Source organism: Caballeronia insecticola (genome assembly GCF_000402035.1).
GTDB classification, from domain to species: Bacteria; Pseudomonadota; Gammaproteobacteria; order Burkholderiales; family Burkholderiaceae; genus Caballeronia; species Caballeronia insecticola.
The window spans coordinates 330492-354489 of record NC_021288.1 but is presented as its reverse complement, the minus strand read 5'-3'; the positions used below and the strand labels follow the sequence as shown (position 1 = coordinate 354489).

Annotated in this window: 24 protein-coding genes; 16 read left to right on the top strand and 8 right to left on the bottom strand. The window is 61.8% G+C overall.

Annotated features, from left to right (window positions below; all coding sequences use genetic code 11):
• Positions 1-61 precede the first annotated feature (61 nt).
• From BRPE64_RS22445 to BRPE64_RS22420, 6 genes are all read left to right on the top strand, one after another.
• The gene (locus BRPE64_RS22445; RefSeq protein ID WP_016347159.1) at positions 62-1033 is read left to right on the top strand and encodes an AraC family transcriptional regulator; all 972 of its coding nucleotides are present in this window, start codon (positions 62-64) and stop codon (positions 1031-1033) included.
• 131 nt (positions 1034-1164) lie between these two features.
• Positions 1165-2223: an ABC transporter substrate-binding protein gene (locus BRPE64_RS22440; RefSeq protein ID WP_016347158.1), complete on the top strand. Its 1059-nt coding sequence runs from the start codon at positions 1165-1167 to the stop codon at positions 2221-2223.
• A gap of 65 nt (positions 2224-2288) precedes the next feature.
• Positions 2289-3092 (top strand): ATP-binding cassette domain-containing protein, encoded by an 804-nt coding sequence (locus BRPE64_RS22435; RefSeq protein ID WP_016347157.1) that lies wholly within the window; start codon positions 2289-2291, stop codon positions 3090-3092.
• A gap of 27 nt (positions 3093-3119) precedes the next feature.
• Positions 3120-4403, top strand: coding sequence for a sugar ABC transporter permease (locus BRPE64_RS22430; RefSeq protein WP_016347156.1), 1284 nt, complete (start codon positions 3120-3122; stop codon positions 4401-4403).
• A gap of 25 nt (positions 4404-4428) precedes the next feature.
• Positions 4429-5157 carry an SDR family oxidoreductase gene (locus tag BRPE64_RS22425; RefSeq protein ID WP_016347155.1) on the top strand — a complete coding sequence of 243 codons (729 nt, stop codon included), beginning with the start codon at positions 4429-4431 and terminating at the stop codon, positions 5155-5157.
• 83 nt (positions 5158-5240) lie between these two features.
• Positions 5241-6866 (top strand): FGGY-family carbohydrate kinase, encoded by a 1626-nt coding sequence (locus tag BRPE64_RS22420; protein ID WP_016347154.1) that lies wholly within the window; start codon positions 5241-5243, stop codon positions 6864-6866.
• Between the two features lie 65 nt (positions 6867-6931).
• Here the strand turns inward: BRPE64_RS22420 and BRPE64_RS22415 are convergent, their stop codons facing one another.
• The 3 genes from BRPE64_RS22415 to BRPE64_RS22405 all read right to left on the bottom strand — a co-directional run bounded on the left by BRPE64_RS22415 (position 6932) and on the right by BRPE64_RS22405 (position 9260).
• On the bottom strand, positions 6932-7126 hold the full coding sequence (locus tag BRPE64_RS22415) for a type VI secretion system baseplate subunit TssF (RefSeq protein ID WP_016347153.1): 195 nt from the start codon (positions 7124-7126) through the stop codon (positions 6932-6934).
• Positions 7127-7308: 182 nt separating this feature from the next.
• A complete protein-coding gene (locus BRPE64_RS22410; RefSeq protein WP_160167944.1) occupies positions 7309-8322 on the bottom strand; it encodes an alpha/beta hydrolase family protein in 1014 nt (337 codons plus the stop codon).
• Positions 8323-8663: 341 nt separating this feature from the next.
• Positions 8664-9260: a dioxygenase family protein gene (locus BRPE64_RS22405; protein ID WP_016347151.1), complete on the bottom strand. Its 597-nt coding sequence runs from the start codon at positions 9258-9260 to the stop codon at positions 8664-8666.
• Positions 9261-9368: 108 nt separating this feature from the next.
• On the opposite strand from BRPE64_RS22405, the gene BRPE64_RS22400 reads away from it, so the two are divergent.
• Entirely contained in the window at positions 9369-9809 is a 441-nt protein-coding gene (locus tag BRPE64_RS22400) for a DoxX family protein (RefSeq protein WP_084675837.1), read from the top strand.
• Between the two features lie 115 nt (positions 9810-9924).
• A complete protein-coding gene (locus BRPE64_RS22395) occupies positions 9925-10500 on the top strand; it encodes an isochorismatase family cysteine hydrolase (protein ID WP_044042868.1) in 576 nt (191 codons plus the stop codon).
• A gap of 29 nt (positions 10501-10529) precedes the next feature.
• On the opposite strand, the gene BRPE64_RS22390 is transcribed toward BRPE64_RS22395, so the two are convergent.
• The 3 genes from BRPE64_RS22390 to BRPE64_RS22380 form a co-directional block, all read right to left on the bottom strand.
• Positions 10530-12326 carry an ABC transporter transmembrane domain-containing protein gene (locus BRPE64_RS22390; protein ID WP_044042867.1) on the bottom strand — a complete coding sequence of 599 codons (1797 nt, stop codon included), beginning with the start codon at positions 12324-12326 and terminating at the stop codon, positions 10530-10532.
• A gap of 77 nt (positions 12327-12403) precedes the next feature.
• Positions 12404-12694, bottom strand: a complete 291-nt coding sequence (locus tag BRPE64_RS22385) for an MORN repeat-containing protein (protein ID WP_084675796.1) — start codon at positions 12692-12694, stop codon at positions 12404-12406.
• A 206-nt stretch (positions 12695-12900) separates the two neighbouring features.
• Positions 12901-13785 carry a LysR family transcriptional regulator gene (locus tag BRPE64_RS22380; RefSeq protein ID WP_044043059.1) on the bottom strand — a complete coding sequence of 295 codons (885 nt, stop codon included), beginning with the start codon at positions 13783-13785 and terminating at the stop codon, positions 12901-12903.
• A gap of 123 nt (positions 13786-13908) precedes the next feature.
• Here BRPE64_RS22380 and argC point away from each other — a divergent pair, with 123 nt between their 5' ends.
• Positions 13909-14841 carry an N-acetyl-gamma-glutamyl-phosphate reductase gene (gene argC / locus BRPE64_RS22375; RefSeq protein WP_016347145.1) on the top strand — a complete coding sequence of 311 codons (933 nt, stop codon included), beginning with the start codon at positions 13909-13911 and terminating at the stop codon, positions 14839-14841.
• Here argC and BRPE64_RS22370 read toward each other — a convergent pair.
• Positions 14838-16373: an MFS transporter gene (locus BRPE64_RS22370; protein WP_016347144.1), complete on the bottom strand. Its 1536-nt coding sequence runs from the start codon at positions 16371-16373 to the stop codon at positions 14838-14840. The two genes, argC and BRPE64_RS22370, sit on opposite strands and share 4 nt — an antisense overlap.
• Before the next feature lie 157 nt (positions 16374-16530).
• Here BRPE64_RS22370 and BRPE64_RS22365 point away from each other — a divergent pair, with 157 nt between their 5' ends.
• A complete protein-coding gene (locus BRPE64_RS22365) occupies positions 16531-16989 on the top strand; it encodes a MarR family winged helix-turn-helix transcriptional regulator (RefSeq protein ID WP_044042866.1) in 459 nt (152 codons plus the stop codon).
• Between the two features lie 22 nt (positions 16990-17011).
• On the opposite strand, the gene BRPE64_RS22360 is transcribed toward BRPE64_RS22365, so the two are convergent.
• Complete coding sequence (locus tag BRPE64_RS22360) at positions 17012-17587, bottom strand: TetR/AcrR family transcriptional regulator (protein ID WP_044043056.1); 576 nt, start codon at positions 17585-17587, stop codon at positions 17012-17014.
• 125 nt (positions 17588-17712) lie between these two features.
• Between BRPE64_RS22360 and BRPE64_RS22355 the strand changes: the two genes are divergently transcribed.
• The 6 genes from BRPE64_RS22355 (at position 17713) to BRPE64_RS22335 (ending at position 23960) form a co-directional block, all read left to right on the top strand.
• The gene (locus tag BRPE64_RS22355; RefSeq protein ID WP_016347141.1) at positions 17713-19116 is read left to right on the top strand and encodes an amidase; all 1404 of its coding nucleotides are present in this window, start codon (positions 17713-17715) and stop codon (positions 19114-19116) included.
• Positions 19117-19341: 225 nt separating this feature from the next.
• Entirely contained in the window at positions 19342-20658 is a 1317-nt protein-coding gene (locus BRPE64_RS22350) for a Gfo/Idh/MocA family protein (RefSeq protein WP_044042865.1), read from the top strand.
• A gap of 155 nt (positions 20659-20813) precedes the next feature.
• Positions 20814-21356, top strand: a complete 543-nt coding sequence (locus tag BRPE64_RS22345) for a hemerythrin domain-containing protein (protein ID WP_016347139.1) — start codon at positions 20814-20816, stop codon at positions 21354-21356.
• Between the two features lie 29 nt (positions 21357-21385).
• The gene (locus tag BRPE64_RS33490) at positions 21386-21562 is read left to right on the top strand and encodes a hypothetical protein (RefSeq protein WP_173405475.1); all 177 of its coding nucleotides are present in this window, start codon (positions 21386-21388) and stop codon (positions 21560-21562) included.
• A gap of 622 nt (positions 21563-22184) precedes the next feature.
• Entirely contained in the window at positions 22185-23378 is a 1194-nt protein-coding gene (locus BRPE64_RS22340) for a GAF domain-containing sensor histidine kinase (RefSeq protein WP_016347137.1), read from the top strand.
• A 180-nt stretch (positions 23379-23558) separates the two neighbouring features.
• Positions 23559-23960 (top strand): response regulator, encoded by a 402-nt coding sequence (locus tag BRPE64_RS22335; RefSeq protein ID WP_051180517.1) that lies wholly within the window; start codon positions 23559-23561, stop codon positions 23958-23960.
• The last annotated feature ends 38 nt before the right edge of the window (positions 23961-23998 follow it).

The window sequence follows — 23998 nt, the reverse complement described above, 5'->3', positions numbered from 1 at the left end:
TCTAGCCATGGGAAGACGCGACGAATCGCGCCACACAAGCATAAAAGCAGCGGAGACACGGATGACCACTTATCGGGACACGTTTGCGCGCGGTGACGATACCCGTCGCACCAAAACGACCGAGCCCGATCTGGAACTGGTCGCCGTGCCGCGCGACGAATCGTTCAAGGTGTGGTCGCACGGTTATCCGTACCGCACGGTGCGCTGGCACTTTCATCCGGAATTCGAGATTCACCTGATTACCGCGACCACGGGCAAATACTTCGTGGGCGATCACATCGGTAACTTCGCGCCGGGCAATCTCGTGATGGTCGGCTCCAACCTGCCGCACAACTGGGTCAGCAGCGTGCCCGGCGGTCAGCCCGTGGCCGAACGATGCCTCGTGCTGCAGTTCGACGGCGGATTCGTCACGCGCGCGTCCGAGGCGTTTCCGGAGTTCCGGCGCATGGAGTCCCTGCTCGATGCATCGCGCTGGGGTCTGCTTTTTCCGCAGGAAACGGGCGCGGCCGCCGAGCCGATCATGCGCGAGATGCTGGGCGCGCAGGGCATGCGACGCATCGCGCTGCTGGCGGCGCTGTTCGAATTGCTGGTGCAAAGCGATGAGCCGCTGAAGCTCGCGAGCGCGGCGTATCGCGCGGACCCGGACCGCTACGGCGAGACGCGTATCAATCATGTGCTGGCGTTCATCGGCAAGAACCTTTCTCAGGAATTGCGCGAGACGGAACTGGCGGAACTCGCGGGACAAAGTGCGAGCGCGTTCTCGCGCTACTTCCGCCGTCATACGGGCGTGCCGTTTATCCAGTACGTGAACCGGCTGCGCATCAATCTCGCGTGCCAGTTGCTCATGGCGGACGAACTGAGCGTCACCGATATCTGCTATCAGGTCGGCTTCAACAATCTTTCGAATTTCAATCGCCAGTTCCTGTTGCTCAAGCAGATGTCGCCGACGCGCTGGCGTGCCTTCCAACGGCTCAACGCCGCAAGCGCGGACGATTCGATCGAAGCCGCCCTGGAGCCGGAAGTCTCCGGATGACGTGAACCGGCAGAAAGTGTCATCGAAGAAATAGACGTCCAATTAACAAGGATGCCTAACTTATTCAAACGCGCGCGACTTGCGCAAGCACAGTAGTACGACGATCAAATCCTAAAAATCGGAGACACGCGATGAAGACGCTCTCAACACGACTGATCGGCGCGGGCGCGCTGAGTTTCGGCCTGTCATGCGCCCTGCCGGCGCTCGCCGCCCCGAGCGGCACGGTTGCCTTCCTGATGCCCGATCAGGCCTCGACACGCTACGAGCAGCACGATTTTCCCGGCTTCAAGGCCGAGATGGCCAAGCTCTGCCCCGACTGCAAGGTGCTCTATCAGAACGCCAACGCGGCCGTCGCGACCCAGCAGCAGCAGTTCAATTCCGTGATCGCGCAGGGCGCCAAGGTGATCGTCCTCGATCCGGTCGATTCCACCGCCGCCGCGTCGCTGGTGCATATGGCGCAGAGTCAGGGCATCAAGGTCATCGCGTATGACCGGCCGGTGCCGTCGACGCCCGCGGACTACTACGTTTCGTTCGATAACGAAGGCATCGGAAAGGCGATCGCGACATCGCTCGTCGAGCATCTCAAGGCAACCGGCGTCGCGACATCTAAGGGCGGCGTGCTCGAAGTCAACGGCTCGCCGACGGACGCGGCAGCGGGCCTCATCAAGAAGGGCATTCATAGCGGGCTGGAAAGCGGCGGCTACAAGACGCTCGCCGAATACGACACGCCGGAATGGGCGCCGCCCAAGGCACAACAGTGGGTCAGCGGACAGATCACGCGCTTCAGCTCGCAGATCGTCGGCGTGGTGGCGGCCAACGACGGCACAGCCGGCGGCACGGTCGCGGCCTTCAAGGCGGCGGGCGTCAATCCGGTGCCGCCCGTAACCGGCAACGATGCGACCACCGCGGGCCTGCAGCTCATCATCTCCGGCGATCAGTACAACACGATCCTGAAGCCGAGCGAGATCGTGGCGGCAGCGGCGGCGAAGGCTGCGGTCGGCTTTCTGTCGGGCCAGCCGCCGAAGGGCGAAACCAGGCTCTTCAATACGCCGACGCAACTCTTCAAGCCCGCGGTCATCACGGCGCAGAACCTGAAGGCGGAAGTAGTCGACAAGGGATTCGCGAATGCGAAGGAGCTTTGCACGGACCGCTATGCGGATGGCTGCAAGAAGCTCGGCATCACGCACTGAGCGAGCGGGCCGGAACAGGAAGAACCCGGCGGTTCGCGGGTTCCCTTGCATCGAAGAGGATCATCATGAATGCAATTCCCAACGCACGCTCCCAGCCCGGCGAGCTGGTGCTGAGTCTGCGCGGCGTCTCGAAGCATTTCGGCGCGGTGTCCGCGTTGACGGACATCGAACTCGACGTGCATGCGGGCGAAGTCGTCGCGCTGGTCGGCGACAACGGCGCGGGCAAATCGACGCTCGTCAAGGTCCTGGCCGGCGTGCATCAGCCGAGCGCGGGCACCATTACGTTCGGCGGCAAGGAAGTCACGCTGTCCGATCCGGGCCGCGCGCTCGATCTCGGCATCGCGACCGTGTTTCAGGACCTCGCGCTGTGCGAGAACCTGGATGTCGTCGCCAACATCTATCTCGGGCGCGAGCTGGCGCCGATGCGCCTCGACGAAGTCTCGATGGAAGTGCGCGCCTGGACCCTGCTCAACGAACTGTCGGCGCGCATTCCGAGCGTACGCGACGTGGTCGCGTCGCTGTCGGGCGGGCAGCGTCAGACCGTGGCCATCGCGCGTTCGCTGCTGCTCGACCCGAAGCTCATCATGCTCGACGAACCGACAGCCGCGCTCGGCGTCGCGCAGACGGCGGAAGTGCTGAACCTGATCGAACGCGTCCGCGATCGCGGCCACGCGGTCATCATGATCAGTCACAACATGGAGGACGTGCGCGCGGTCGCGGACCGCATCGTGGTGTTGCGGCTCGGCCGGAACAACGGAGTGTTCTATCCCGATTCGTCCAACGCGGAACTCGTGGCCGCGATCACCGGCGCGACCGAAAACGCCGTATCGCGCCGTGCCGGACGTCGTCAGATTCAACAGGATGCCTGAACCGCATACCGGGCCTAAGGATCGATCATGAGCAAGCAAACCCCGGGCAACGCGCCGCCCGATACGCAAGGCGCGCCCCAACCCTCCACCCTGCTCGATCGCAGCGACGTCCGCGTGAAGCACGCGAGCGGCTTTGGCGAAAGCGTGTCCGCATTCTTCGATCGCGTGCGTTCGGGCGATCTCGGCTCGCTGCCGGTTATCGCGGGTCTCGTCATCATCTGGTCGGTGTTCACGACGCTGAATCCGGTGTTTCTGTCGGCCAACAATCTCGTGAATCTGCTGTTCGACTGCTCGACGGTCGGGGTGATCTCGCTCGGCATCGTCTGCGTGCTGCTGGTCGGCGAGATCGATCTCTCGGTGGGCTCGATGAGCGGCTTCGCCTCCGCGCTCGTCGGCACGCTGTGGGTCAACGAAGGCTGGCCGGTGCTGCTCGCCATTGTCGCGGCGATCGTGGTCGGCGGCCTGATCGGCGCGCTGTACGCCTTCCTGCTGAACAAGCTCGGCATGCCGAGCTTCGTCTCCACGCTGGCGGGCCTGCTCGCGATCCTCGGGATGCAGCTTTACGTGCTCGGCGCGAGCGGCTCCATCAATTTGCCCTACTCCACGCCGATCGTCGATTTCGGGCAATTGATGATCATCCCCGCGCTCGTGTCGCATGTCATCGCGCTGTTGCCCGGCGTGGCGATTCTCGTGCTTGGCCTGCGCACGCGCGCCCGTCGTCAGGCTGCGCGGCTGTCGGCGCCGTCGGTCGGCGGTCTGCTGGCGCGCGCCGTCGCCATTACGGTGTTTCTGGAACTCGTGGTCGCGTACCTCAATTCCGGACGCGGCGTGCCGCTGATGTTCGGCGTCTTCCTCGGCCTCACCGTGCTCATGGACTACGCGCTGACGCGCACGCGCTGGGGCCGCTCGATGAACGCCGTCGGCGGCAACCGGGAAGCCGCGCGGCGGGCCGGTATCAAGGTCGGCAGCATCTATACGAGCGCGTTCGTGCTGTGCGCGGGGTTCGCCGCGCTCGGCGGCATCCTCACGGCGGCGCGTCTTGCTTCGGCGAGCCAACAGGCGGGCACCGGCGACGTCAACCTGAACGCCATCGCCGCGGCGGTGATCGGCGGGACCAGCCTGTTCGGCGGTCGCGGGAGCGCATATTCGGCGGTGCTCGGGATCATCGTGATCCAGTCGATCGCAAGCGGCCTCACGCTGCTCAATCTTTCATCTTCGTTGCGCTTCATGATTACCGGCGCGGTGCTGGCGATCGCGGTGATCGTCGATTCGCTCGCGCGGCAGTCGCGCGTGTCGCACGGCCGCGCGTGAGCCGGATCAAACAGGAGAATTGTCAATGTCAGTATCCATCGCGGGAAAAGTGGCCGCCATCACGGGCGCGGCGTCGGGCATCGGACTGGAATGCGCGCGCGTGCTGATCGAGGAAGGCGCGAAAGTCGTGCTGATCGACCGCGCGGAGGACCGGCTCGCGGCCTGTTGCGCGGAACTGGGCGCGAACGCGTTCCCCCTGGCCGTGGACTTGCTGAAGCCGGCCGAGGTCTCGGCGATGCTGCCAAAAATTCTCGCGCTCGCCGGCGGACTCGATATCTTTCACGCCAACGCGGGCGCGTATGTGGGCGGCGAGGTCGTGGAGGGCAATCCGGACGAATGGGACCGCATGCTCAATCTGAACATCAACGCCGCGTTCCGCTCGGTGCATGCGGTGTTGCCGCACATGGTCGCGCAGAAATCGGGCGACATCATTTTCACGAGTTCGATTGCGGGCATCGTGCCGGTGGTCTGGGAGCCGATCTACACCGCTTCCAAGTTCGCCGTGCAGGCGTTCGTGCACACCACGCGACGTCAGGTCGCCAAGCACGGCGTGCGCGTCGGCGCGGTTGCGCCGGGCCCGGTCGTCACCGCCCTGCTCGATGACTGGCCGAAAGCCAAGATGGAGGAAGCCCTCGCCTCGGGCAGCCTGATGCAGCCGCGCGAAGTGGCCGAATCGGTGCTCTTCATGCTGACGCGGCCGCGCAACGTGACGATTCGCGATCTCGTGATATTGCCCAATGCCGTCGATCTCTGAGCAGCGCTGAGCACCTTTGAGCACGAACGGCGCGCACGATGTAGGCTCGTCGTACTCACACAATATCTGCCACGGACAGAGAGATGAACGCACCCAACCCGAACGCCGATGCGCGTTATGTGATCGGCGTCGACGTCGGCACCGGCAGTGCCCGCGCCGGCATTTTCGACGCCGCCGGCAACATGGCGGCAACGGCCAAGCAGGACATCACGCTCTATCGCGAGAGCGGCGCTATCGTCGAGCAATCGAGCAGCGAGATCTGGCGCGCGGTTTGCCACGCCGTCAGGGAAGCGCTCGCGCAGGCGGCGATCGCGCCCGAATCCGTCGCCGGCATCAGCTTCGATGCAACCTGCTCGCTCGTCGTGCTGGGCGAAGGCGGCAAGCCGCTGGCGGTGGGTCCGTCGGAGAATGCGGAGCGCGACATCGTCGTGTGGATGGATCATCGCGCGGTCGAACAGGCGGAGCGCATCAACGCGACCGGGCATGCGGTGCTCAAGTATGTCGGCGGCAGAATTTCGCCGGAGATGGAGACGCCCAAGCTGCTATGGCTCCTGGAGAACCGTCCGCAAGTGTTCGGCGCGGCGTGGCAATTCTTCGATCTCACCGACTTTCTGACGTGGCGCGCGACCGGCGATCTGTCGCGTTCCGTTTGCACCGTGACCTGCAAATGGACATATCTCGCACACGAAAAGCGCTGGGACGACGGCTACTTCAGGACCATCGGGCTCGGTGCGCTGGCGGACGAGGGCTTCGAGCGCATCGGGCAGCGCGTCGTGGAGCCGGGTACGCGGCTGGGCGATGGCCTCACGGCCGACGCCGCCGCCGAACTCGGCCTCGTCGCGGGCACGCCGGTGGGCGCGGGCGTGATCGATGCCCATGCGGGCGGCATCGGCACCGTGGGCGCGCAAGGCGATCCGGAAGCATGCCTCGCCTATGTGTTCGGCACCTCGTCATGCACGATGACGACCACCGCCGAGCCGGTGTTCGTCCCCGGCGTCTGGGGCCCCTACTTCTCGGCGATGGTGCCGGAAGCATGGCTCAACGAGGGCGGCCAATCGGTCGCGGGCGCGGCGATCGAACGCCTGCTCGCGATGCATCCCGCCGCTGCCGACGCCGAACGTCGCGCGAAGGAGACCGGCCAGTCGCTGCCCGGATTGCTCGCCGGGATTGCGGCTGAGTCGTGCGGCAGTCTGTCGGAGGCGGTGAAGCTCGCGGATGGCCTGCATATCGTCCCCGAGTTTCTCGGCAACCGCGCGCCGTTCGCCGATCCGCACGCGCGCGCGGTCATCGCCGGTCTCGGCATGGACACCGGGCTCGACAGTCTTGTGGCGCTGTATGTCGCCGGCGTGTGCAGCATCGGCTACGGTCTGCGGCAGATCATCGAGGTGCAGGCGCAAGCGGGTGCGCCGATCGAGCGCGTGATGATCAGCGGCGGCGCGGGACGGCTCGATCTCGTGCGCCAGTTACTCGCCGATGCGACCGGCAAGCCCGTGCTCGCCACGCAAGCCGATGAACCCGTCCTGCTCGGCGCGGCGATGCTGGGCGCCGTCGCGGGCACTCTGTTCCACGACGTTCGATCCGCGATGAGCGGTATGGCGCGGGTCAAGGACACCTACGCGCCGGACGCAGGCGTCGCCGCGCTGCATGACTCGCGTTATCGCGCGTTTGCGCAGTTGCAGCGGTGTGCGAGGGAGATTCGCGGGGAGTAGCTGCGAGGCTTCGATCGTTGGTTTCTTCGTGGCCATCGGTGGGATGCTGCCGATGGCGTTGTTCGTCAGAACGGCGCGCCTTCGAATTCCCTCAGCGGATAGAGCGTCTCGCGACCATCGATGTTCAGCACCAGCCGCACCGCGTGATGGAAGCTCGCGTAGCGGCCGACGAAGCGGCTGAGCACATCGCCGAAGAGCGTCGCGTCACCGGGTCCGTCGAAGGCGGTTGTGTCGAGATGGACGTGGATGTGAATCTGCAACGGCGCCCGCCGCTTGCAACCGCCGCCGCGCCGACCTTCGAGGCCGCGAAACGGGCGGTCTCATTGCTACACGCACTAATCAACCCCGCCTGCGCCACCGATCCGCATCAGCAGGAAGCGCGTGTTCGGTCGCATCGGAGCCGCGGCTCGACTACGCGCTGCCTGGGACAATGACCGCATCGCTAATTCGCGCCCTGCCGCTGAACGCCTAGCTTCGCGTCGAAAAATTTAACGGCGGCATTCCCGATGTATTCATGCAGCTTCGCACGATCCACACCGACCGCATCGGCGCAGGCTTCCGGATAATTGTCGCGGCCCACCTGATCGCACTCGTTGCCGAAAATTTCGTGGCCGACCGGGCCGGGCAACACGTCGAGCCGCGCATCGGGAATATAGTGCGCGGCGAATTCGGCGTTGTCCTTCGGCGGAGTGGTCGTATCCCCCGCACCGACGATGATGTACGCCGGAATCGCCATGCGCCGAAGCCCCGCCTCGTCCATGCCGAAGCCTTGTATGTCGCCGGGCGCCATCGCGAAGGCCGCCTTTATTCGGGCGTCGTGCACGTGCGCGGCGGGCGTCGCGTCGAGGGTCATTTGCGCGCGCAAATAAGCCGGCACGGTTTCGTTGTTCTTCCATCCGCGTTGAAACGCGAGGAACAGTTTCGGATCGACCTGGGCACCGCCGATCCAGAGCGACGTGAATCCACCTTGCGAATGTCCGGCGACGCCAATCTGGTTCGGATCGATGTGTGCCGCCCACTTCTTGTCCTTCAAAAGATGCGTGATATCGAGGCTGATGTCGCGCGGCCGCTGCCAGAGCCGGTTACGCACGTACAGCGCGCTGGAATCGAAGGTATTGGCGCGGTAGTGATAGAGCATGGCGACGACGTAACCACGCGCCGCGAGGTATTCACCGAACCACGCATAGCCCGCGCCGTTGCCGCCCGCTCCGTGCGAAAACATGACAAGCGGATGCTTCAGACCGTCCGTCGTGATCGGTGCATCCTTGAGCAGATGCAGGTTCGTCGACATGGGAATCCTGAAGCGGGATGCATCGGCTTGCGGTTCAGCGGGATAGATCAGCATGAAGTCGAGCGCCCTGTTGCCATCCGACGAATCGACATATTCCACCTGCGTAGCGCCGACGCTATAGCGCGCGTCCGGCAAGACGGTCTGTGCCGCGAGATGGGAAGACATAGCGCAAAGCATGCCGATCGAAATCATCTGGCTGCCGAAAAAGCGCGGGCTATGGTTTCGTCGTTTCGGGCGAAGGCATTGCATTTGAGCTCCGTCGAGTTTGAGTGACGCCTTGCGGCCATGCTCGTCACGGCGTGAAGCACTTTCGCTGCGATGCCACGCAACGTCAAAATCAGCGGACGTATCAGGCTTTGTCGCACTGAAAGCAAAAGGAGGCGCGCACATGTCCGACATATCCAACGCTCAGTCGACGACCCGGTTCTCCTCCGACGAATCCCTGCGGCCCGCAACGTTTAGGTGAGTGTGCGCCAGCAGCACACGCTATCGGGATTTTTATAACGTCAGACCGCGAGCACGAAATCGAACCGCGCCGCCTTTTGATCGCTTTTGTCGTCGATGCTCATCAAAAGTCGGCGGTCGAACAGCGAGTCTTGCGCATTACTCCGCTCGCCGGGAAAGTAAAGCTGCGTGGTGAGAATTCGCCCGCCGGGCGCTTGCAGCGTCACGTGGAAGTGTCGTGTGCGTCCGGGATAGAGCCCCGGCACAATCGTTTCGAGACGATAGCGCCCTTCCCCGTCGGCGAACTGATGGCCGCGCAGACGGAACCCGGCTTCGTCGTATTGGCCGGCGTCGTCGGCGTGCCAGAAATCGAGTAACGCGCCGGACGCCGGTTTGCATTGCGACGTCCACACGCGTCCGCTCAGGACGATCTTCGTTCCGTCGATGCCCGGTTCGAGCAGCGATAGCCGTTGCGGCGAGTGCGGCAGGAAAAATGGGCCCGCGGTTTGGCGCGGGGTCGCGTCATGGCCGTCCGCGCATGCGGGTGTCGCGGCAACGGAGGGCGCATGGCCTAAGACCCACAGCAATATCGTGGACGGTACCGCGCCCGACTTGCGCAGAAAATCGCGCCGTCTCTCGCTTACGCTTCGTGTCTGCATGCTGGGGGCTCCTTTTTTTCAATCGGCCGGTTTGTTCGATTTCACCACAGCAGTCGTATAGTGGTGACTCCGCACAACGCCGAACGCACTAGGCACCTGCATTCGAATATAGACAAATCGAACTGGAGCGGCATCGTGAGATATCTGTCTTTGCAAAATCAGCGGGATGGAATCCTGCTCGCGGCGCGCATTCTGCTCGTCGCGCTGTTTGTGATTTTCGGCTGGCAAAAACTGACCGGGTTTTCAAGTACCGTTGGGTACATGACGACAGTCGGCGCTCCGTTCCCGGCGTTGTCGGCAATCATCGCCGTGGTGGTGGAGTTCGGCATCGGCATCGTCGTGCTGGTGGGATTTTTCACGCGGCCGCTGGCGCTTCTGCTCGCGGTGTACACCGTCGCTACAGCGTTTATCGGACATCGATATTGGGCCTTGAGCGGCATGGAACACACCGCGGCCATGATCGGCTTTTATAAGAACGTCAGTATTGCGGGCGGTTTTCTTTTGCTTGCACTGACGGGACCCGGTCGTATCTCGCTTGATCGCAGGTAGGTCGTGAGCCATCGCGCTTCGCTTAAAGACGCGCATGATAGAGTCGAACGTCTTTCTTCCGTTGCGTACCCTTATGTCATCACGCAATGAAACTGATATCTCCGCGGCGCGCTGCATGAACAGTCATAACCAATCGATCGTCCCGGCGAAAACCGCTCTGATCGTCATGCATTATCAGACCGACATTCTGAAGTTATTTTCATCGGTCGCGCCGGTTCTGCTCGACAATACGCGCGCTTTATGCGACGCCGCCCGCGCCAAAAAGCTCGGCATCTATTTCGCCAAAATCCACTTTAGTCCGGGCTATCCGGAAGTCAGCCCGTTAAACCGGAACGGACAAGGCATCAAGCAACTCGGCCTCTTCACTCACGACGAAATCGCGCCCGAACTCGGCCAGACGAGCACCGAGCCGCTCATCATCGCGCATCGTGCAAGCGTGTTTTTCGGCACCGGGCTGGAGGCAATGCTGTCCGCGCAAGGTATCGATACGCTGATCATGGCGGGCATTGCATCGACGGGTGTGGTGCTGTCGTCCGTGGCGTATGCGAGCGATGCTGACTTCCGCCTCTTCACGGTCAAGGATTGCTGCTACGACCCGGATCAGATCGTCCACGATCATCTCTTTGCGACGGCGTTCGATTCGCGCACGAACGTGCTCTCGCTCGCCGATGCCTTGTCGTTGCTTGCGTGACGCGTGCCGTCATTACGACGGCATTTGATTCACGCCAGCCCGACATGATCGCTCACCGCCCCCGGCTGGTCGGCAAATTGGAGTGCAGCGAGCTGCGCATAGAGCGGCGAGTTCAACAGAAGCTCGGCGTGACGACCTTGCGCGACGATACGCCCCTGATCCAGCACGACGATGCGATCGGCCTGCTGAACGGTCGCGAGACGATGCGCAATGACCAGCGTGGTGCGGTTCAGCGCGGCATTGTTCAGCGCGGTTTGCACCAGCCGTTCGCTGGCGGCATCGAGGGCGCTCGTGGCTTCGTCGAGCAGCAGGACCGGCGGGTCCTTCAGAATCGCACGCGCGATCGCAATGCGCTGGCGCTGTCCGCCCGAGAGCCGCACACCGCGCTCGCCCAGGAAGGTGTCGTAGCCCTGCGGCAAGGCTTCAATAAAGCCGGATGCCGCGGCCATGTCGGCCGCTCGCTTCACTTGCGCGATCGTGGCGTCGGGCGCGCCGTAGCGGATGTTGTCGAGCACGCTCCCGGAAAAGATCGTCGATTCCTGCAACACCACGCCGATGTGTCTGCGCAACTCGACGAGCGACACATCACGCGTCGGAACGCCGTTGATCAGAATGCGGCCGGATTGCGGATCGTAGAAGCGCAGCAGCAATTGAAACAGCGTGGTCTTGCCCGCGCCGGACGGCCCGACCAACGCGACATGTTCGCCCGGACGGACATCGAGCGACAACGCCGCGAGCGCGGCCACGCCGGGACGCGACGGATACGAGAAACTGACATCGTCGAAGCGGATGCCCTCGCCGCGCGCGGGCAGCGCGACCGTCGTCGTGGCCGCGACCACCGGCGAGCGCGCCGCCAGCAATTGCAGCAAACGCTCGGTGGCGCCGGCGGCGCGCTGCAAGTCGCCCCAGACTTCGGCGACCGCGCCCACGGCGCCCGCCGTGAACACCGCATAGAGGATGAACTGGGACAACTGCCCGGCCGTCATCCGCCCGGCGAGCACAGCCTGCGCCCCGAGCCACAGCACGAACACGATGGCCGAAAACACCAGCACGATCACCACGGCAGTCAGCCACGCGCGTGCGCGAATGCGCGTGAGCGCGGTCTCGAAGGCCGCCTCCACCGCACCGGCAAAGCGACGTGTCTCGAAAGGTTCCTGCGTATACGACTGGACGGTGGGCATGGCGTTGAGCACTTCGCCCGCCAGCGCGCTCGTGTTCGCGATCTTGTCCTGACTTGCCCGCGAAAGCCGTCGCACGCGCCGCCCGAAAATCACGATAGGCGCGACCACGATGAACAACATCGCGATGATGTAGGCGGACAGCACCGGGCTCGTCACCGCCAGCATCGTCACGCCGCCGGTCAGAAGGAAGATATTGCGCAATCCCAGCGACAGGCTCGTGCCGACCACGGCCATCAACGTGGTGTCGGCGGTGAGCCGTGACAGCACTTCGCCGGTCTGCGTGGTTTCGAAGAATTGCGGGCTCATGCCGAGCACGTGATCGTAGACAGCGCGGCGCAAATCAGCCGTGACCCGCTCGCCCAGCCATGACACGAGATAGAAGCGCATCGCCGTGGCGCAGGCCAGTATCAGCGACACGACGAAGAGCGCGAGGAAATATCGATCGATATGCGCCCGGTCGCCCGCCGCGAAGCCCCGGTCGATCAGGTATTTGAACGCCACCGGCAACACCAGCGTGGCGCCCGCCGAGGTCACCAGCGCGAGGAACGCGAGCGCCCAGCGGCCGGCGTAGGGGCGCAGAAAGGGAAGGAGCGCAAAGAGCGCGATACGGGGCGAAGAAGGTGCGGCGGCAACAGCGTCTGGCATGTGGATTTCCACGAAGATCGAATATCTTCCGGATTGTGCCAGTGCCCGACGACATTACCGGACGCTGCGCGAACGTTTTACTTTTTCGCGGGCGCGGCGGTGTCGGCTAACGGCGGGCTGTGGCAATTCGAAAAGGGCACCACCCAGCCGCCGGTGCGCATCGTTCCTTCGACAAATGCGTCTTTGACGAATCGTCCCTTGAGGATCGTTCCGTCGGGACGCGTTTCCGTGCCCTGCCCCTCGGCTTTTCCATCGACGACTTGTCCCTGATAGCGGCCTCCATCCGCGCGGACCAGATTTTCCGCGCGCGCACTCGCCCACGACCATGCAAGACAGCTGATCGCTATCGTCACAACGATGCGTCTCATCGTGACCTCCCGTTCGGGTCGGTGCTTGGTTAGGCGTTCAGGACCGCGGATTCGACGCTATGAGCTTTAGGGAGCCGCATGCGTGCGGCAGAAGCGAGACGGCCGCTCGTATGTGCGGAAATTCTAAATCAGGCGATCGATCCAGGCCTTCGAGCGACAAGAATACCGTTTCGACGGTAACGAAGCAAAACAGCAACTGGCAACGCTTATTTCAATCGCAGATCCCACAACACATCGAGTACATGCTGGGTGGAACGCTCGACATGTCCTGCACGGTGCGCGATGCCGAGTCGTCGCCACAACGCCGGACGCAGCGGACGCATCACGACGCGCCTGTCGGGTAGTGGCGTCGTGGCCTCATGGGGCAAGAGCGCGGCGCCGTAACCTGCAGCGACCAGACTCTTGATCGCGTCGTTGTAGTTGAGCTGAATGCGCGGCACAGGATGATGTCCCGCAGCCGCAAACCATTCCGCCGTCAGGCGCGAGAGACGCGTAGTTGCATCGTTGAGAATGAGCGGCTGGGCGGCGAGCCATTCAGCCGTTACGCGGGCGGGGCACCGCCAATGCGCCGGCACGAAGGCCATCACCGGATCGCGACGCCACGGCTTTATCACGAGTCCGGCGACGGGCGGCTGAGGCAGCGCGACCAGCCCGATATCCAGCGTCCCATCCGCCAATCGGGACAGCGTTTCATGTGACGTGAGCACCGCAAGCTGAATATCGATTGCGGGATGCTGCTGGCGCAGCACGTCGAGCGCTTGCGGCAACAAGTACGCAATCACGCCCGTCGATGCGCCGAGCCGCACACGCCCTTCGAGCCCCTGCACCTGGCGTTGAATATCGTCCAGTGCCTGCTCCGCATCGGCCAGCAGTCGACGCGCGCGCTCCACCAGCACCTCTCCTATCGCCGACGGCCTCACCTGCCCGCGCTTGCGCGACAAGAGCGGCGCACCGATGCGGTCTTCGAGTTCGGCGATATGGAGACTCACCGTCGGCGGCGCGAGATTCAGCGCGCGCGCTGCATCGGCAAATGAGCCACGCTCGGTAATCGCGATCAGAGTGCGCAAGCGGTCCAGGCTGATCTCTCGCATGTCGGCGTCCAAATTCAGAAAAACTGAATGTTCAGGTTATGAAATTCAACTTTCCCTATTCTATCGGTTCAGAGAACATGGACGCTCGTTCAGCCCGTTACAACCACTCGGAGTATTTCGCGTATGAGCGCTCCCATTGTTTTCATCGATGGCGACCAAGGCACGACCGGTCTGCAAATCCACGAACGGCTGCGCAATCGGACCGACATCACCGTGTTCACGCTTGCCGCCGCAGAGCGCAAAGATGCGCACCGTCGCGCGGAAGCCATCAACGCCTGCGACATCGCGATTCTCTGTTTGCCCGATGCCGCCGCACGCGAGGCCGTGGAGGCCATCGTCAATCCTGCTGTCAGAGTCATCGACGCAAGTTCGGCTCACCGCACACAGCCCGGCTGGGCCTACGGCTTTCCGGAAATGATGCCGGGACAAGCCGAGCGCATCGCGAGCGCGCGTCGGGTCACCAATCCCGGCTGCTATCCGACCGGGGCTATCGGCCTGCTGCATCCGCTGGTGCAGGCTGGATTCATACCGGGCGACTACCCCATCAGCATTCATGCGGTGTCCGGTTACTCCGGACGCGGTCGTGCCGGCGTGGAGGAACACGAGGGGCAAGACGCCGCCAACGCGCCTTTATTTCAGGTCTATGGGCTGGAACTCGCGCACAAGCACACCCCGGAAATCCAGACGCACGCTGGCCTCGCGCAGCGGCCCATTTTCGTCCCTGCGTATGGGGCGTTTCGTCAGGGCATTGTGCTGACGGTGCCGCTGGACTTGCGGTTGCTCGCACCCGGTGTGGATGGCGTCACGCTGCACGCATGCCTCGCACACCACTATGCGGCCGCAGCGCACGTGCATGTTGTGTCGCCGCATGAAGCGGGTGCCTCGACGCACCTGGACCCGCAAGCCCTGAACGGTACGAACGACATGCGCTTGAGCGTATTCGCCAACATGGAGCACGGGCACGTCCTGCTGTCCGCGGTTTTCGACAATCTCGGCAAAGGCGCATCCGGCGCTGCGGTTCAGAACCTGAACCTGATGCTCACGCGTGCGTGCTAATCGATCAACGCACCGACGGCGCTTTGCTTTCCTGCTGCATGCGGCGCCGTCTCTTCCGCATCGGTCAGCCACCAGGTAAGCGCAGCCGCGATGAGCGCCACAAAAGCGGCAACGCTTAACAGCGCCCGATAACCTTGAGCAAGGCTTGCGACCAGCGACGCAGTTTCGGTTCGTGCACTCGAGACCACGTTCGCGGCGGATTCGAAGTTTCCGTTCGCGATGAACCGCGTGATCTGCGCCTGATCCTGTGATGACGCCCAGGGAAAGTGAAGTGCGACATCACCGGCGACGCCCGTGAACAGCACGGTGCCTAAAGCCGCAAATCCGAGTACCAATCCGCTAAAGCGCACTGTTCCCGCCATACCCGAAGCCATGCCCGCGCGCTCCACGGGAATCACGGCCATGCTGACTTTAGGGACTTGCCCGTTCAGGATACCTCCGCCTAGCGACGCGATAATCATCGGTATCAACACCGCCCGGTAACTCAATTGCCCGACCGCGACAGACGTCAACCCGACACCCACGGCGATCAGCACCAGACCAAGGGTCAATAACGCCCGACCTGACAAACGATGATCCAGATACGACGACACGATGCGCGGCATGAGAAACAATGGCACTGCGAGCGGCAACATCATCATGCCTGCAACGAGCGGCGTCTGGCGAAGCGCGCTTTGGAAGAAGAACGGCAGATAGGTCAGCATCGTTAAAAACGTCACCGGATAAGCCACGCCCGCTACGTTGGCCCCGAGAAACGTGCGCTTGGTGAAATACGACAGATCGACCATCGGCCGAGCCTCCCGCCGCTCGACAACCAGAAAGGCGAGCAGTAAGAGCACGGCCACGCCCCCGCGGGCAAGTATCCAAGGGTTGCTCCACCCCTCGCGATTGCCCAGAATCAGGGACCACGTCAGCAAGCCCAAGAATCCGCTAAACAAAAGCACGCCCCACAGGTCGATGCGACTGGCAGCAGGATCCTTCGATTCCGTAACGACAAACAGAGTGAGCGCAATCATCACGGCGCCGATGGGCAGGTTCACATAGAACGCCCACCGCCAGCCCAGGTACTCAGTGATCAGGCCACCGGCAACGGGGCCGAGCATGATGGCGATGCCAATAACCGAGCCCCAGAAAGCGAAAGCCTTAGCTCGTTCCTTGCCGTGGAAGTTGTGAGAAAGAACGGCAAGGGCCGCGCTGAGCAGAAGCGCCGCTCCGATACCTTGAATGGCCCGGCCGACATTCAGCGTCACCGCCGTGGTCGCAGCGCCGCAAAGCAGGGAAGCCACGGTAAAGATAGCGAGTCCCAGCACGAGGATACGTTTGCGCCCGAAGCGATCGGCCAACGCACCGGCCGGCATGAGCAGGCTCGCGAATGCCAGTGTGTAGGCCGATATCACCCATTCGATCGAGACGAAGTCCGCGTGCAACGAACGGGCGATAGGTTGAAGCGACACGGCGACGATGTTCGCGTCGAGATTGATCATGAACGACGGCACCGATACACACAACAGAAGCAGTAGTCTCTTGTTCATCGAAGGTCGCTTTCGTGAGAGATTCCAAAAAATATTGGACTGATTTAGTGGCATATACCACTATCCTACATCGATATCGAGCGTTGCGCATGCGCGGCCGAAAATACTGGCATATACCATGGTAGACTGAGAAATGTCAGGTTGAAAGGAAGTCGCAATGAGTACAACCACGCTTACATCGAGCGCATGCAGTTACGGAGCACTGCGGCGCGCCATGCGTGGCGTCGGTCAGTTGTATGACCAGGCGCTTGCGCCGGCGGGCATCAACGCAGCGCAATACAACCTGCTCAAAACGGTCGAAAAACTGGGAGCGCCGACACAAAGCGAGCTGGCCGCGGATATCGTCATGAATCTTTCGGCGTTGGGACATACGCTCAAACCGCTGATTCGCGATGGATGGGTCTTGCTGGACAAAGACCCCGCAGACGGACGCCGGCGCCTCATCACGCTCAGCCCCAACGGCCGAGCCAAGCTCAAGGAAGCACAGCGCCTCTGGAAGCCGACGCAACGACGCTTCGAACGAGTACTCGGCGCCAACCCTACAAAGGAGCTATTGGCGCTGCTGGATCATCTCGCGTCGCAAGACTTCAACGAAGCCTTCGCGGACCGTTCCTGATCGGCGTTTTCATCAAGAACCTTCACGCCGGCAAAAGTCCGCTTGCCCGATAAGCGTCGATCAAGGCATCGAATAGCGCGATATCCGAACGACCACGAGCCATGAGCTGCGCGCCGACTATTGCGGCAAAGATAGCGCGCGCGCGCCGCTTGGAGTCTCTGGGCGTAGCGATCTTCGCTGCCTGCAAAGCCTTGCTCAGCCATTCGACGTTGACGTCCGCGAAGGTTTGCACCTCCTTCTTCACGATCTCCGGCAGATCGTCGTATTCCGCAGTCATGAAGCTTGCGAGACACATGCGATTATCGGTTTCAAGCGATTTTCTGAAGGTCTCGACGGGATATTTGCGCAGACATTCGAGCGGATCCCGTGATTCTTCCTTCAACGCTTGCAACAGCGCCGCAGCATCTTCCCAGTAACGTCTTGCCACGGCAGCAGCCAGATCCGCCTTACTCGGAAAGTGGTAGTACAGGCTCGCGGCCTTGATCCCTACGTCTCCCGCAAGATTGCGCAGGTTCAATCCTCCGTACCCGTGTGCCTGGGCAATCTTTGTAGCGGCCGACAGGATCTTCTCCTTGGCGTTCTCACCCGACGGATTCATGCGCTCGCCCCGATAAAAGCTGTTGACGAGTGCGATTATAGCGCCTAGCATCTCATCTAACAAACGTTAGGTAGATATACGCCTCACTTTGTGATCCCCTCTTTCGACAAACATTCGGGCATGTCATGGAAACTCAAATCGTTCGTCTGGACGCTACGCAACTCGCAGAACTGATCCGCACCAAAGAGGTGTCGCCGGTAGAAGTCATGCAGGCACATCTCGATCGCATTGCCGCCGTCAATCCGAAGATCAATGCCATCGTTGCTGTCGCGGACGATGCGTTGAACGCCGCCAAGCTCGCAGAACGCGCTGTTCTTTCCGGTGCAAAGCTAGGCCCGCTGCATGGTGTGCCTTTTACGGCAAAAGACTCGATCGATACCGCAGGCGTACTAACCCAACTGGGCTCGCCGATTTTCGCGGGGCGCATTCCCAGCACCGACGCGCCCACTGTCGCCCGTATGAAGCAGGCTGGCGGCATCTTGCTGGCGAAGACGAACCTGCCCGAGTTTTCATATTGGATCGAGAGCGACAATTTACTGTCGGGCCGTACTCTGAACCCATGGAATCCGGAACGTACACCGGGCGGATCGAGTGGAGGAGAATCGGCTGCGATCGCGGCGGGCATGTCGCCGATGGGTCTGGCTACCGACGTCGCCATCTCGATTCGGGGTCCGGCCGCATTGACGGGCGTGATCGGTTTGAAAGCGACCCATGGCCGTATCCCGATGACCGGTATCTGGCCGCGTGTGCCTCGTCGCTTCTGGCATGTCGGCCCGATGGCTCGCTCGGTTCGCGATATCGCGCTAGCGTACTCGCTGCTGGCCGGACCCGACGGCGCCGACGGTTTCTCGACAAGTCCGCTTCGACTGGACGCAGGTCTCGGTGCGAAGCCCGAACGACCGGTGCGAGTCGGCTGGCTCGTCGAACCCGGCTTCGGACTGATCGATCGAGAAGTGGCGGCTACCGTACAGGCTGCTGCTGAGGCGTTGAAGGGGGCTGGCGTTATCGTGGAGCCGGTGCGCATCCCCGTTCTGGAGCAGATCAACGCGCTCGAGTTGCTCTGGAAGCTTCAGGCAATGGAGACGAAGCCCGCCTTCAGAAAGGCGACCGCCGGGCACGAAGACAAGATCTACAAGCATGTCCAGGCCGTGTTCGACACACCCGATACTTCCATCGAAGATTTTGTCGAAGCCGAGCAACAGATCGAAGCGATGCGGGATGGCTTCGCTCATTTCTTCCAACGCTACGACGCCCTGCTTTGTCCGGTGACGCCAGTCCCGGCGCACGCGCACGATGCCGCGGAATTCGTCATCGACGGTCAGTCGGTGTCATCGCTTCATGTGATGGATGCCACTGCGCCGCTTAGCGTGACGGGACTGCCGGGCTTGTCGATGCGATTCGGAACCAGCAGCGACGGCCTGCCCATCGGCGTGCAACTGGTGTCTACGTGGTTCGCGGAATCGACGGTGCTTCACCTCGCGTCGGTACTCGAGAGCGTCAGCCCGGTGCGCGATCTTCATCCGCTTTAAAGGCTCAGAAGCGGTCTCGCCGGCGTCTGGTTTCGGGCGCCGGTTAGTCGGTCTGTTCTGCATCTTCGCGCATTCGTGGCCTATGCGATGGTGCGTCATCGGCATGCGTTGATTCGTGTAAAGGCTAAGCGGCATGGTCGATGCTGTAACCGTCACAGCACACCGCGGCGGCCGACGGTCATTCGGAATACGCAAGCGGCGCCACGTCCATCCCAGGAGCCTCCGATGCCCGTCCGCAGTCAACCTCCCCTTGCTGAACCCGAGGCAGCCACCGCGCCGTCGGAAACCGGCCGACGCTCGTTTCTATTGCGCGGAAGCGCGGGCATCGCGGCCGCACTTACCGCTGCTTCGGCCGGCAGTGCGTGGGCAGCAGGTCCGTCCGGCGCTGACGCCAATCAGGTAAAACTCCCGCTCATTCAAGATCCGAACACCGAGCAAAAGGAAGAAACACCAGACGCCAGTCTGCCGCCCGACGATCGCGTGGGCTATGCGATCGTCGGACTCGGGCGCCTGTCGCTTAACCAGATCCTGCCCGCGCTCGCGCAGTGCAAGTACTCGAAGGTTTCGGCGCTGGTTTCCGGCGATCGCACAAAAGCGCTGCGCGTCGCACGTCAATACGGCGTGCAGGAAGCCGACGTTCACGACTATCAGAGCTTCGAGCGTCTCGCCGACAATCCGCGTGTGCAGGTCGTCTACATCGTCTTGCCCAACGGCATGCACAAGGAATTCACTCTACGCGCCGCAAAAATCGGCAAACACGTGCTCTGCGAAAAGCCGATGGCGAACAGCGTCGCCGACTGCCAGGCCATGATCGACGCGATGAAGCGCGCGAACCGCAAGCTCATGATCGCGTATCGCAGCCAATACGAGCCGATGGATCGCATGATCGCGAAGATGGTGAAAGATCAGCAGCTCGGGCCGTTGCGCGAATTCATCGCGGGTAATTCACAGAATGTCGGCGATCCGTTGCAATGGCGTCTGAAGAAAGCGCTGGCGGGAGGCGGCGCATTGCCCGACATCGGGCTCTATTGTCTCAATGCCGCGCGTTTCCTGACCGGCGAGGAGCCGCAGGAAGTCATCGCGACCGTGGAGCGGCCGGTGTCCGATCCGCGCTTTGTCGAAGTGGAGGCATCCGTGCACTTCATCCTGAGATTTCCGAGCGGACTGACGGCGACGTGCATGTCGAGTTATGCAAGTCACGAGTCGCGCTTCTTCAGGCTTCAGGGCGCGCAAGGCTGGGTGGAGATGGATCCGGCCTTCGGCTATAACGGATTGCGCCTGCGGCACGGCACATTGTTGGACGGCAAGAGCGCGACCACCGAAGTGCAGATCGATCCGCAGAATCAGTTCGCGCGCGAGATCGATCACATGTCGATATGCGTGAAAGACGACATCGTGCCGCACACACCGGGTGAAGAAGGCTTGCAGGATCAGCGCATCATCGAGGCGATTTACGAATCTGCGCGTACCGGGCGCGCAATCAAGCTCGCTCAGCCGACAGGCCCCACACGCGGCCCCGATCCGCAGAAGGAAGAGTTCTAACGGTTGATCGAACGAGTGCGGCCGGGGTCGGATCGATTGTCTGGAAGACTCGTTTAAATCGATCCAATTGCGCTTGTACTGCAAACGTACAGCGCCACGCTTCCGGGACCAAGGCTTGCTGAGTTGTGGAACCCCACTTAATGCCGGAGCACACAATGGCCCGCCAAATCGTCACACAAACGAAAACCACCGCAACGACTCAAGCCGCGCCGCATCAGGGCGCGATCGAAGTCCTGATGGACGATCATCGCGCAGTCGAAAGACTCTTCGATGCATTCGAGAAGGCAGACAAGGAAGATCTCGACGCGAAGACCACGCTGGTGCGACGCGCCTGCGAAGAATTGACCGTTCACGCGATGATCGAGGAAGAGTTGCTCTATCCTGCCGCGCAAAAGGCGCTCGACGAAGACGACCGTCCGGATGTCGAGGAAGCCTATGTCGAGCATTTTCTCGTGAAGGTGCTGATCGACAAATTCACCCAGATCAGAGCAGGCGAAGCAGGCTTCGACGCGACGTTCAAGGTGCTGAGCGAGATGGTGCGCCATCACATCGAGGAAGAGGAATCGGACCTGTTCCCGAAGCTGCGCAAATCGGGTGCCGACCTGAACGAACTCGGCAGCGAGTTGATACGGCGCAAGGGCGAGCTGGAATCGAAGATCCCGAAAGACGCCGGCGATAACACGCTGGGCCTGCATTGACCCTAACCTGCGCGCACCGGAGCCGACCTATGAAAAACCCTTGGGTGAAGAAGAATCCGTTTCTGAGCATGTGGCTCTCGGGCGCCAATGCGGTGGTCGGTTCGACGCGAGGCCGCGCTACCGCGCAGGCAAAGCGACAAGTTTCCAACTTCTGGTCGGCGGCGCTTGCACCGAGCAAGCCGAAGAAGCGTCGCGCGCGGCGTTGAGCTTGTGCGTGGCGGGAGACGCTCATTCACAAAATGCGCCCGCAATAACGCGCGTTACGCATAGCTTGGAGCGCTTCACGAACGCTCAAATAGAAATGAAACGGACGGGTAGCGCCGCCAGGCAATGCCCGTCCGCAAACACGAGCCAAGCCTCAAACCTGATTACTTCTGAGCGGCCATCGCCTTGTTGAACGAACCGCCTTGGCGATGCCGATCGCTTCGTTGAAGGCGCGCCCTGACCTGCCAGCAACAGGCGCACGGGCGAAGTCGCTCTGCTTGATCTACACACTGTCGCCCCGACATTCATCTTACGAAAGCCGCAAAAGCGGCTTAGCCCGAGATCTCCAATAAAATATCCGGATACGCGTTGCCTTCACAATGGCATCGTCGGCGTTCATCGCTCACGACCCGCGATACGTGAAAGAACGCATTTGACGCCTCCTTTGACGGATACTGTCAGACGGGAATCATGCTCGAACCCTCATTGCCCTGCTCGCGGAACTGGCAAAAATCGAAACGAGGCTACGCAACAATGACGAAGGATTCTGTCCCCGATGAGGCTCCTCACGAGTGCCCCGTTGGACCGACCATATCTTCGAGTGAGACTTTCGAGTCGCGAGAGATGATTTTGCGCGACGTCGGCGCGGTGGCTCAGATCTCGGCCGTACCGTCGATGCTGGACATGATTTGCAGCGAATCGGGGATGGGTTTCGCCGCAGTGGCGCGCGTCAGTGACTTGTCGTGGACTGCATGTGCGGTCAAGGACAACGTCAATTTCGGCCTTCTGCCTGGGGGCCAGCTGGAACTGCACAGCACGCTCTGTCACGAGTCACGCTGCGCCCGTGCGCCGATCGTGGTCGACGACTTCAGCATCGATGCGACTTATCGAAACCATCACACGCCGTCCATTTACAAATTGCGCAGCTATATTTCGGTGCCAATCGTGCTGTCCAATGGAGAGTATTTCGGCAACTTGTGCGCAATCGACGGACGTCCAATGAAGGTCTCGGAGCCGCGTATCGTCCGCATGTTCGAGGTATTCGCGAAGCTGATCGCCATGCAGCTGGACGGCGAAAAGCGACAGTCGACGACCGAAAACCTGTTGATGACTGAGCGTGAAACGGCAAAGCTCCGCGAGGAATTCATTGCCGTGCTCGGTCATGATCTCCGCTCTCCGCTGGCGGCGATCGGCGCAAGTGCCGATTATCTTCATGCTCGACCGGCGACACCCGAAGTACTGACCGTCAGCAAGCTGCTCAAGTCGAGCGTGACCCGCATGTCGCGGCTCATCGACGACATCATGGACTTCGCGCGCGGCCGGCTGGGGAATGGAATTCCAGCACACATCGAATGCGTCGAAAATCTGTCCGCCTACCTTCAGGCGGTCGTGCAGGAAATAGCGCAAGCGAACGAAGGGCGCTCGATCCAATTCACGATGAAGATCGATCGAGATGTCCGCTGCGACCCGGCGCGTCTGCAACAGCTTCTTGCCAATCTGATCGTCAACGCTGTGACTCACGGGTCCAGTGAGGAACCCATCTCCGTATCGGTCGTCACCGATGATCTAGACTTGGTCATCCAGGTCGCAAACCAGGGCGATGTCATTCCTCAAGAGGCGCTGTCGAAGGTATTTGAGCCGTACTGGCGCCCCGCCAGCAAGGCGACAAACCAGGGGCTGGGTCTTGGACTGTATATATGCCAGCAGGTCGTGAAAGCGCACGGCGGAACGATCCACGCGTACTCTTCGAACGACGACGGAACGCGCTTCATCGCGCGAATTCCTTTGACGACCAAGCCATCGGGGCAGCAACGTTGAGCGTTCAGGCGGAACGCGCCTAAATGTCCGACTCACCGTGTATGCGCGGCGCCCTTCTCGCGAATCAGGCTTACCTGTCCGTTGCGCCCGAGTGTGCATCGAACTTGTAATCCGCGAGCGATACCGACCAAACTCGATTGCACACCTTCATCGCCGGCACGCTCCGTGCGCTTATGAAAGATGAGACACATTCAGCAGGTGCAAGCAATGCATTCGGTTCTGGTCGTCGACGATGACTACGATTCTCTTCTCGCACTTCGTTTCGTATTCGAAGCGCGCGGTTTCACCGTGTTCGTGGCCGGACATGGAAAAGCCGCGCTTTCGCTGGCGGTCAAGCATGTGCCCGACATCATCGTTACGGACTTCGAGATGCCGGAGTTGGACGGCATTCAGCTTTGCGAGCGACTCCGATGCTCGCCGGCGCTCAGCACCATCCCCGTCATCCTCATTTCGGGTGGCCAACCGCCCGCGAGCGCACCCGTGCTCTGGAGCGCTTTTCTTTCCAAGCCTGTCGATTTTCATCTCCTGACCGAAGTCGTCGAAAGCTTTACGGTGATGCGTTTAAGCGATGCAAGCCGTTAGCGGCCGATGCGCTTTCGTTTGCCACGAGCACGCCCGAT

Excerpts from the sequence above, each read along its gene's own strand:
- BRPE64_RS22445 (WP_016347159.1), top strand. The coding sequence starts at position 62 with ATGACCACTTATCGGGACACGTTTGCGCGCGGTGACGATACCCGTCGC.
- BRPE64_RS22440 (WP_016347158.1), top strand. The coding sequence starts at position 1,165 with ATGAAGACGCTCTCAACACGACTGATCGGCGCGGGCGCGCTGAGTTTC.
- BRPE64_RS22435 (WP_016347157.1), top strand. The coding sequence starts at position 2,289 with ATGAATGCAATTCCCAACGCACGCTCCCAGCCCGGCGAGCTGGTGCTG.
- BRPE64_RS22430 (WP_016347156.1), top strand. The coding sequence starts at position 3,120 with ATGAGCAAGCAAACCCCGGGCAACGCGCCGCCCGATACGCAAGGCGCG.
- BRPE64_RS22425 (WP_016347155.1), top strand. The coding sequence starts at position 4,429 with ATGTCAGTATCCATCGCGGGAAAAGTGGCCGCCATCACGGGCGCGGCG.
- BRPE64_RS22420 (WP_016347154.1), top strand. The coding sequence starts at position 5,241 with ATGAACGCACCCAACCCGAACGCCGATGCGCGTTATGTGATCGGCGTC.
- BRPE64_RS22410 (WP_160167944.1), bottom strand. The coding sequence starts at position 8,322 with ATGTCTTCCCATCTCGCGGCACAGACCGTCTTGCCGGACGCGCGCTAT.
- BRPE64_RS22405 (WP_016347151.1), bottom strand. The coding sequence starts at position 9,260 with ATGCAGACACGAAGCGTAAGCGAGAGACGGCGCGATTTTCTGCGCAAG.
- BRPE64_RS22395 (WP_044042868.1), top strand. The coding sequence starts at position 9,925 with ATGAACAGTCATAACCAATCGATCGTCCCGGCGAAAACCGCTCTGATC.
- BRPE64_RS22390 (WP_044042867.1), bottom strand. The coding sequence starts at position 12,326 with ATGCCAGACGCTGTTGCCGCCGCACCTTCTTCGCCCCGTATCGCGCTC.
- BRPE64_RS22385 (WP_084675796.1), bottom strand. The coding sequence starts at position 12,694 with ATGAGACGCATCGTTGTGACGATAGCGATCAGCTGTCTTGCATGGTCG.
- BRPE64_RS22380 (WP_044043059.1), bottom strand. The coding sequence starts at position 13,785 with ATGCGAGAGATCAGCCTGGACCGCTTGCGCACTCTGATCGCGATTACC.
- argC (WP_016347145.1), top strand. The coding sequence starts at position 13,909 with ATGAGCGCTCCCATTGTTTTCATCGATGGCGACCAAGGCACGACCGGT.
- BRPE64_RS22370 (WP_016347144.1), bottom strand. The coding sequence starts at position 16,373 with ATGAACAAGAGACTACTGCTTCTGTTGTGTGTATCGGTGCCGTCGTTC.
- BRPE64_RS22365 (WP_044042866.1), top strand. The coding sequence starts at position 16,531 with ATGAGTACAACCACGCTTACATCGAGCGCATGCAGTTACGGAGCACTG.
- BRPE64_RS22360 (WP_044043056.1), bottom strand. The coding sequence starts at position 17,587 with ATGAATCCGTCGGGTGAGAACGCCAAGGAGAAGATCCTGTCGGCCGCT.
- BRPE64_RS22355 (WP_016347141.1), top strand. The coding sequence starts at position 17,713 with ATGGAAACTCAAATCGTTCGTCTGGACGCTACGCAACTCGCAGAACTG.
- BRPE64_RS22350 (WP_044042865.1), top strand. The coding sequence starts at position 19,342 with ATGCCCGTCCGCAGTCAACCTCCCCTTGCTGAACCCGAGGCAGCCACC.
- BRPE64_RS22345 (WP_016347139.1), top strand. The coding sequence starts at position 20,814 with ATGGCCCGCCAAATCGTCACACAAACGAAAACCACCGCAACGACTCAA.
- BRPE64_RS33490 (WP_173405475.1), top strand. The coding sequence starts at position 21,386 with ATGAAAAACCCTTGGGTGAAGAAGAATCCGTTTCTGAGCATGTGGCTC.
- BRPE64_RS22340 (WP_016347137.1), top strand. The coding sequence starts at position 22,185 with ATGATTTTGCGCGACGTCGGCGCGGTGGCTCAGATCTCGGCCGTACCG.
- BRPE64_RS22335 (WP_051180517.1), top strand. The coding sequence starts at position 23,559 with ATGAGACACATTCAGCAGGTGCAAGCAATGCATTCGGTTCTGGTCGTC.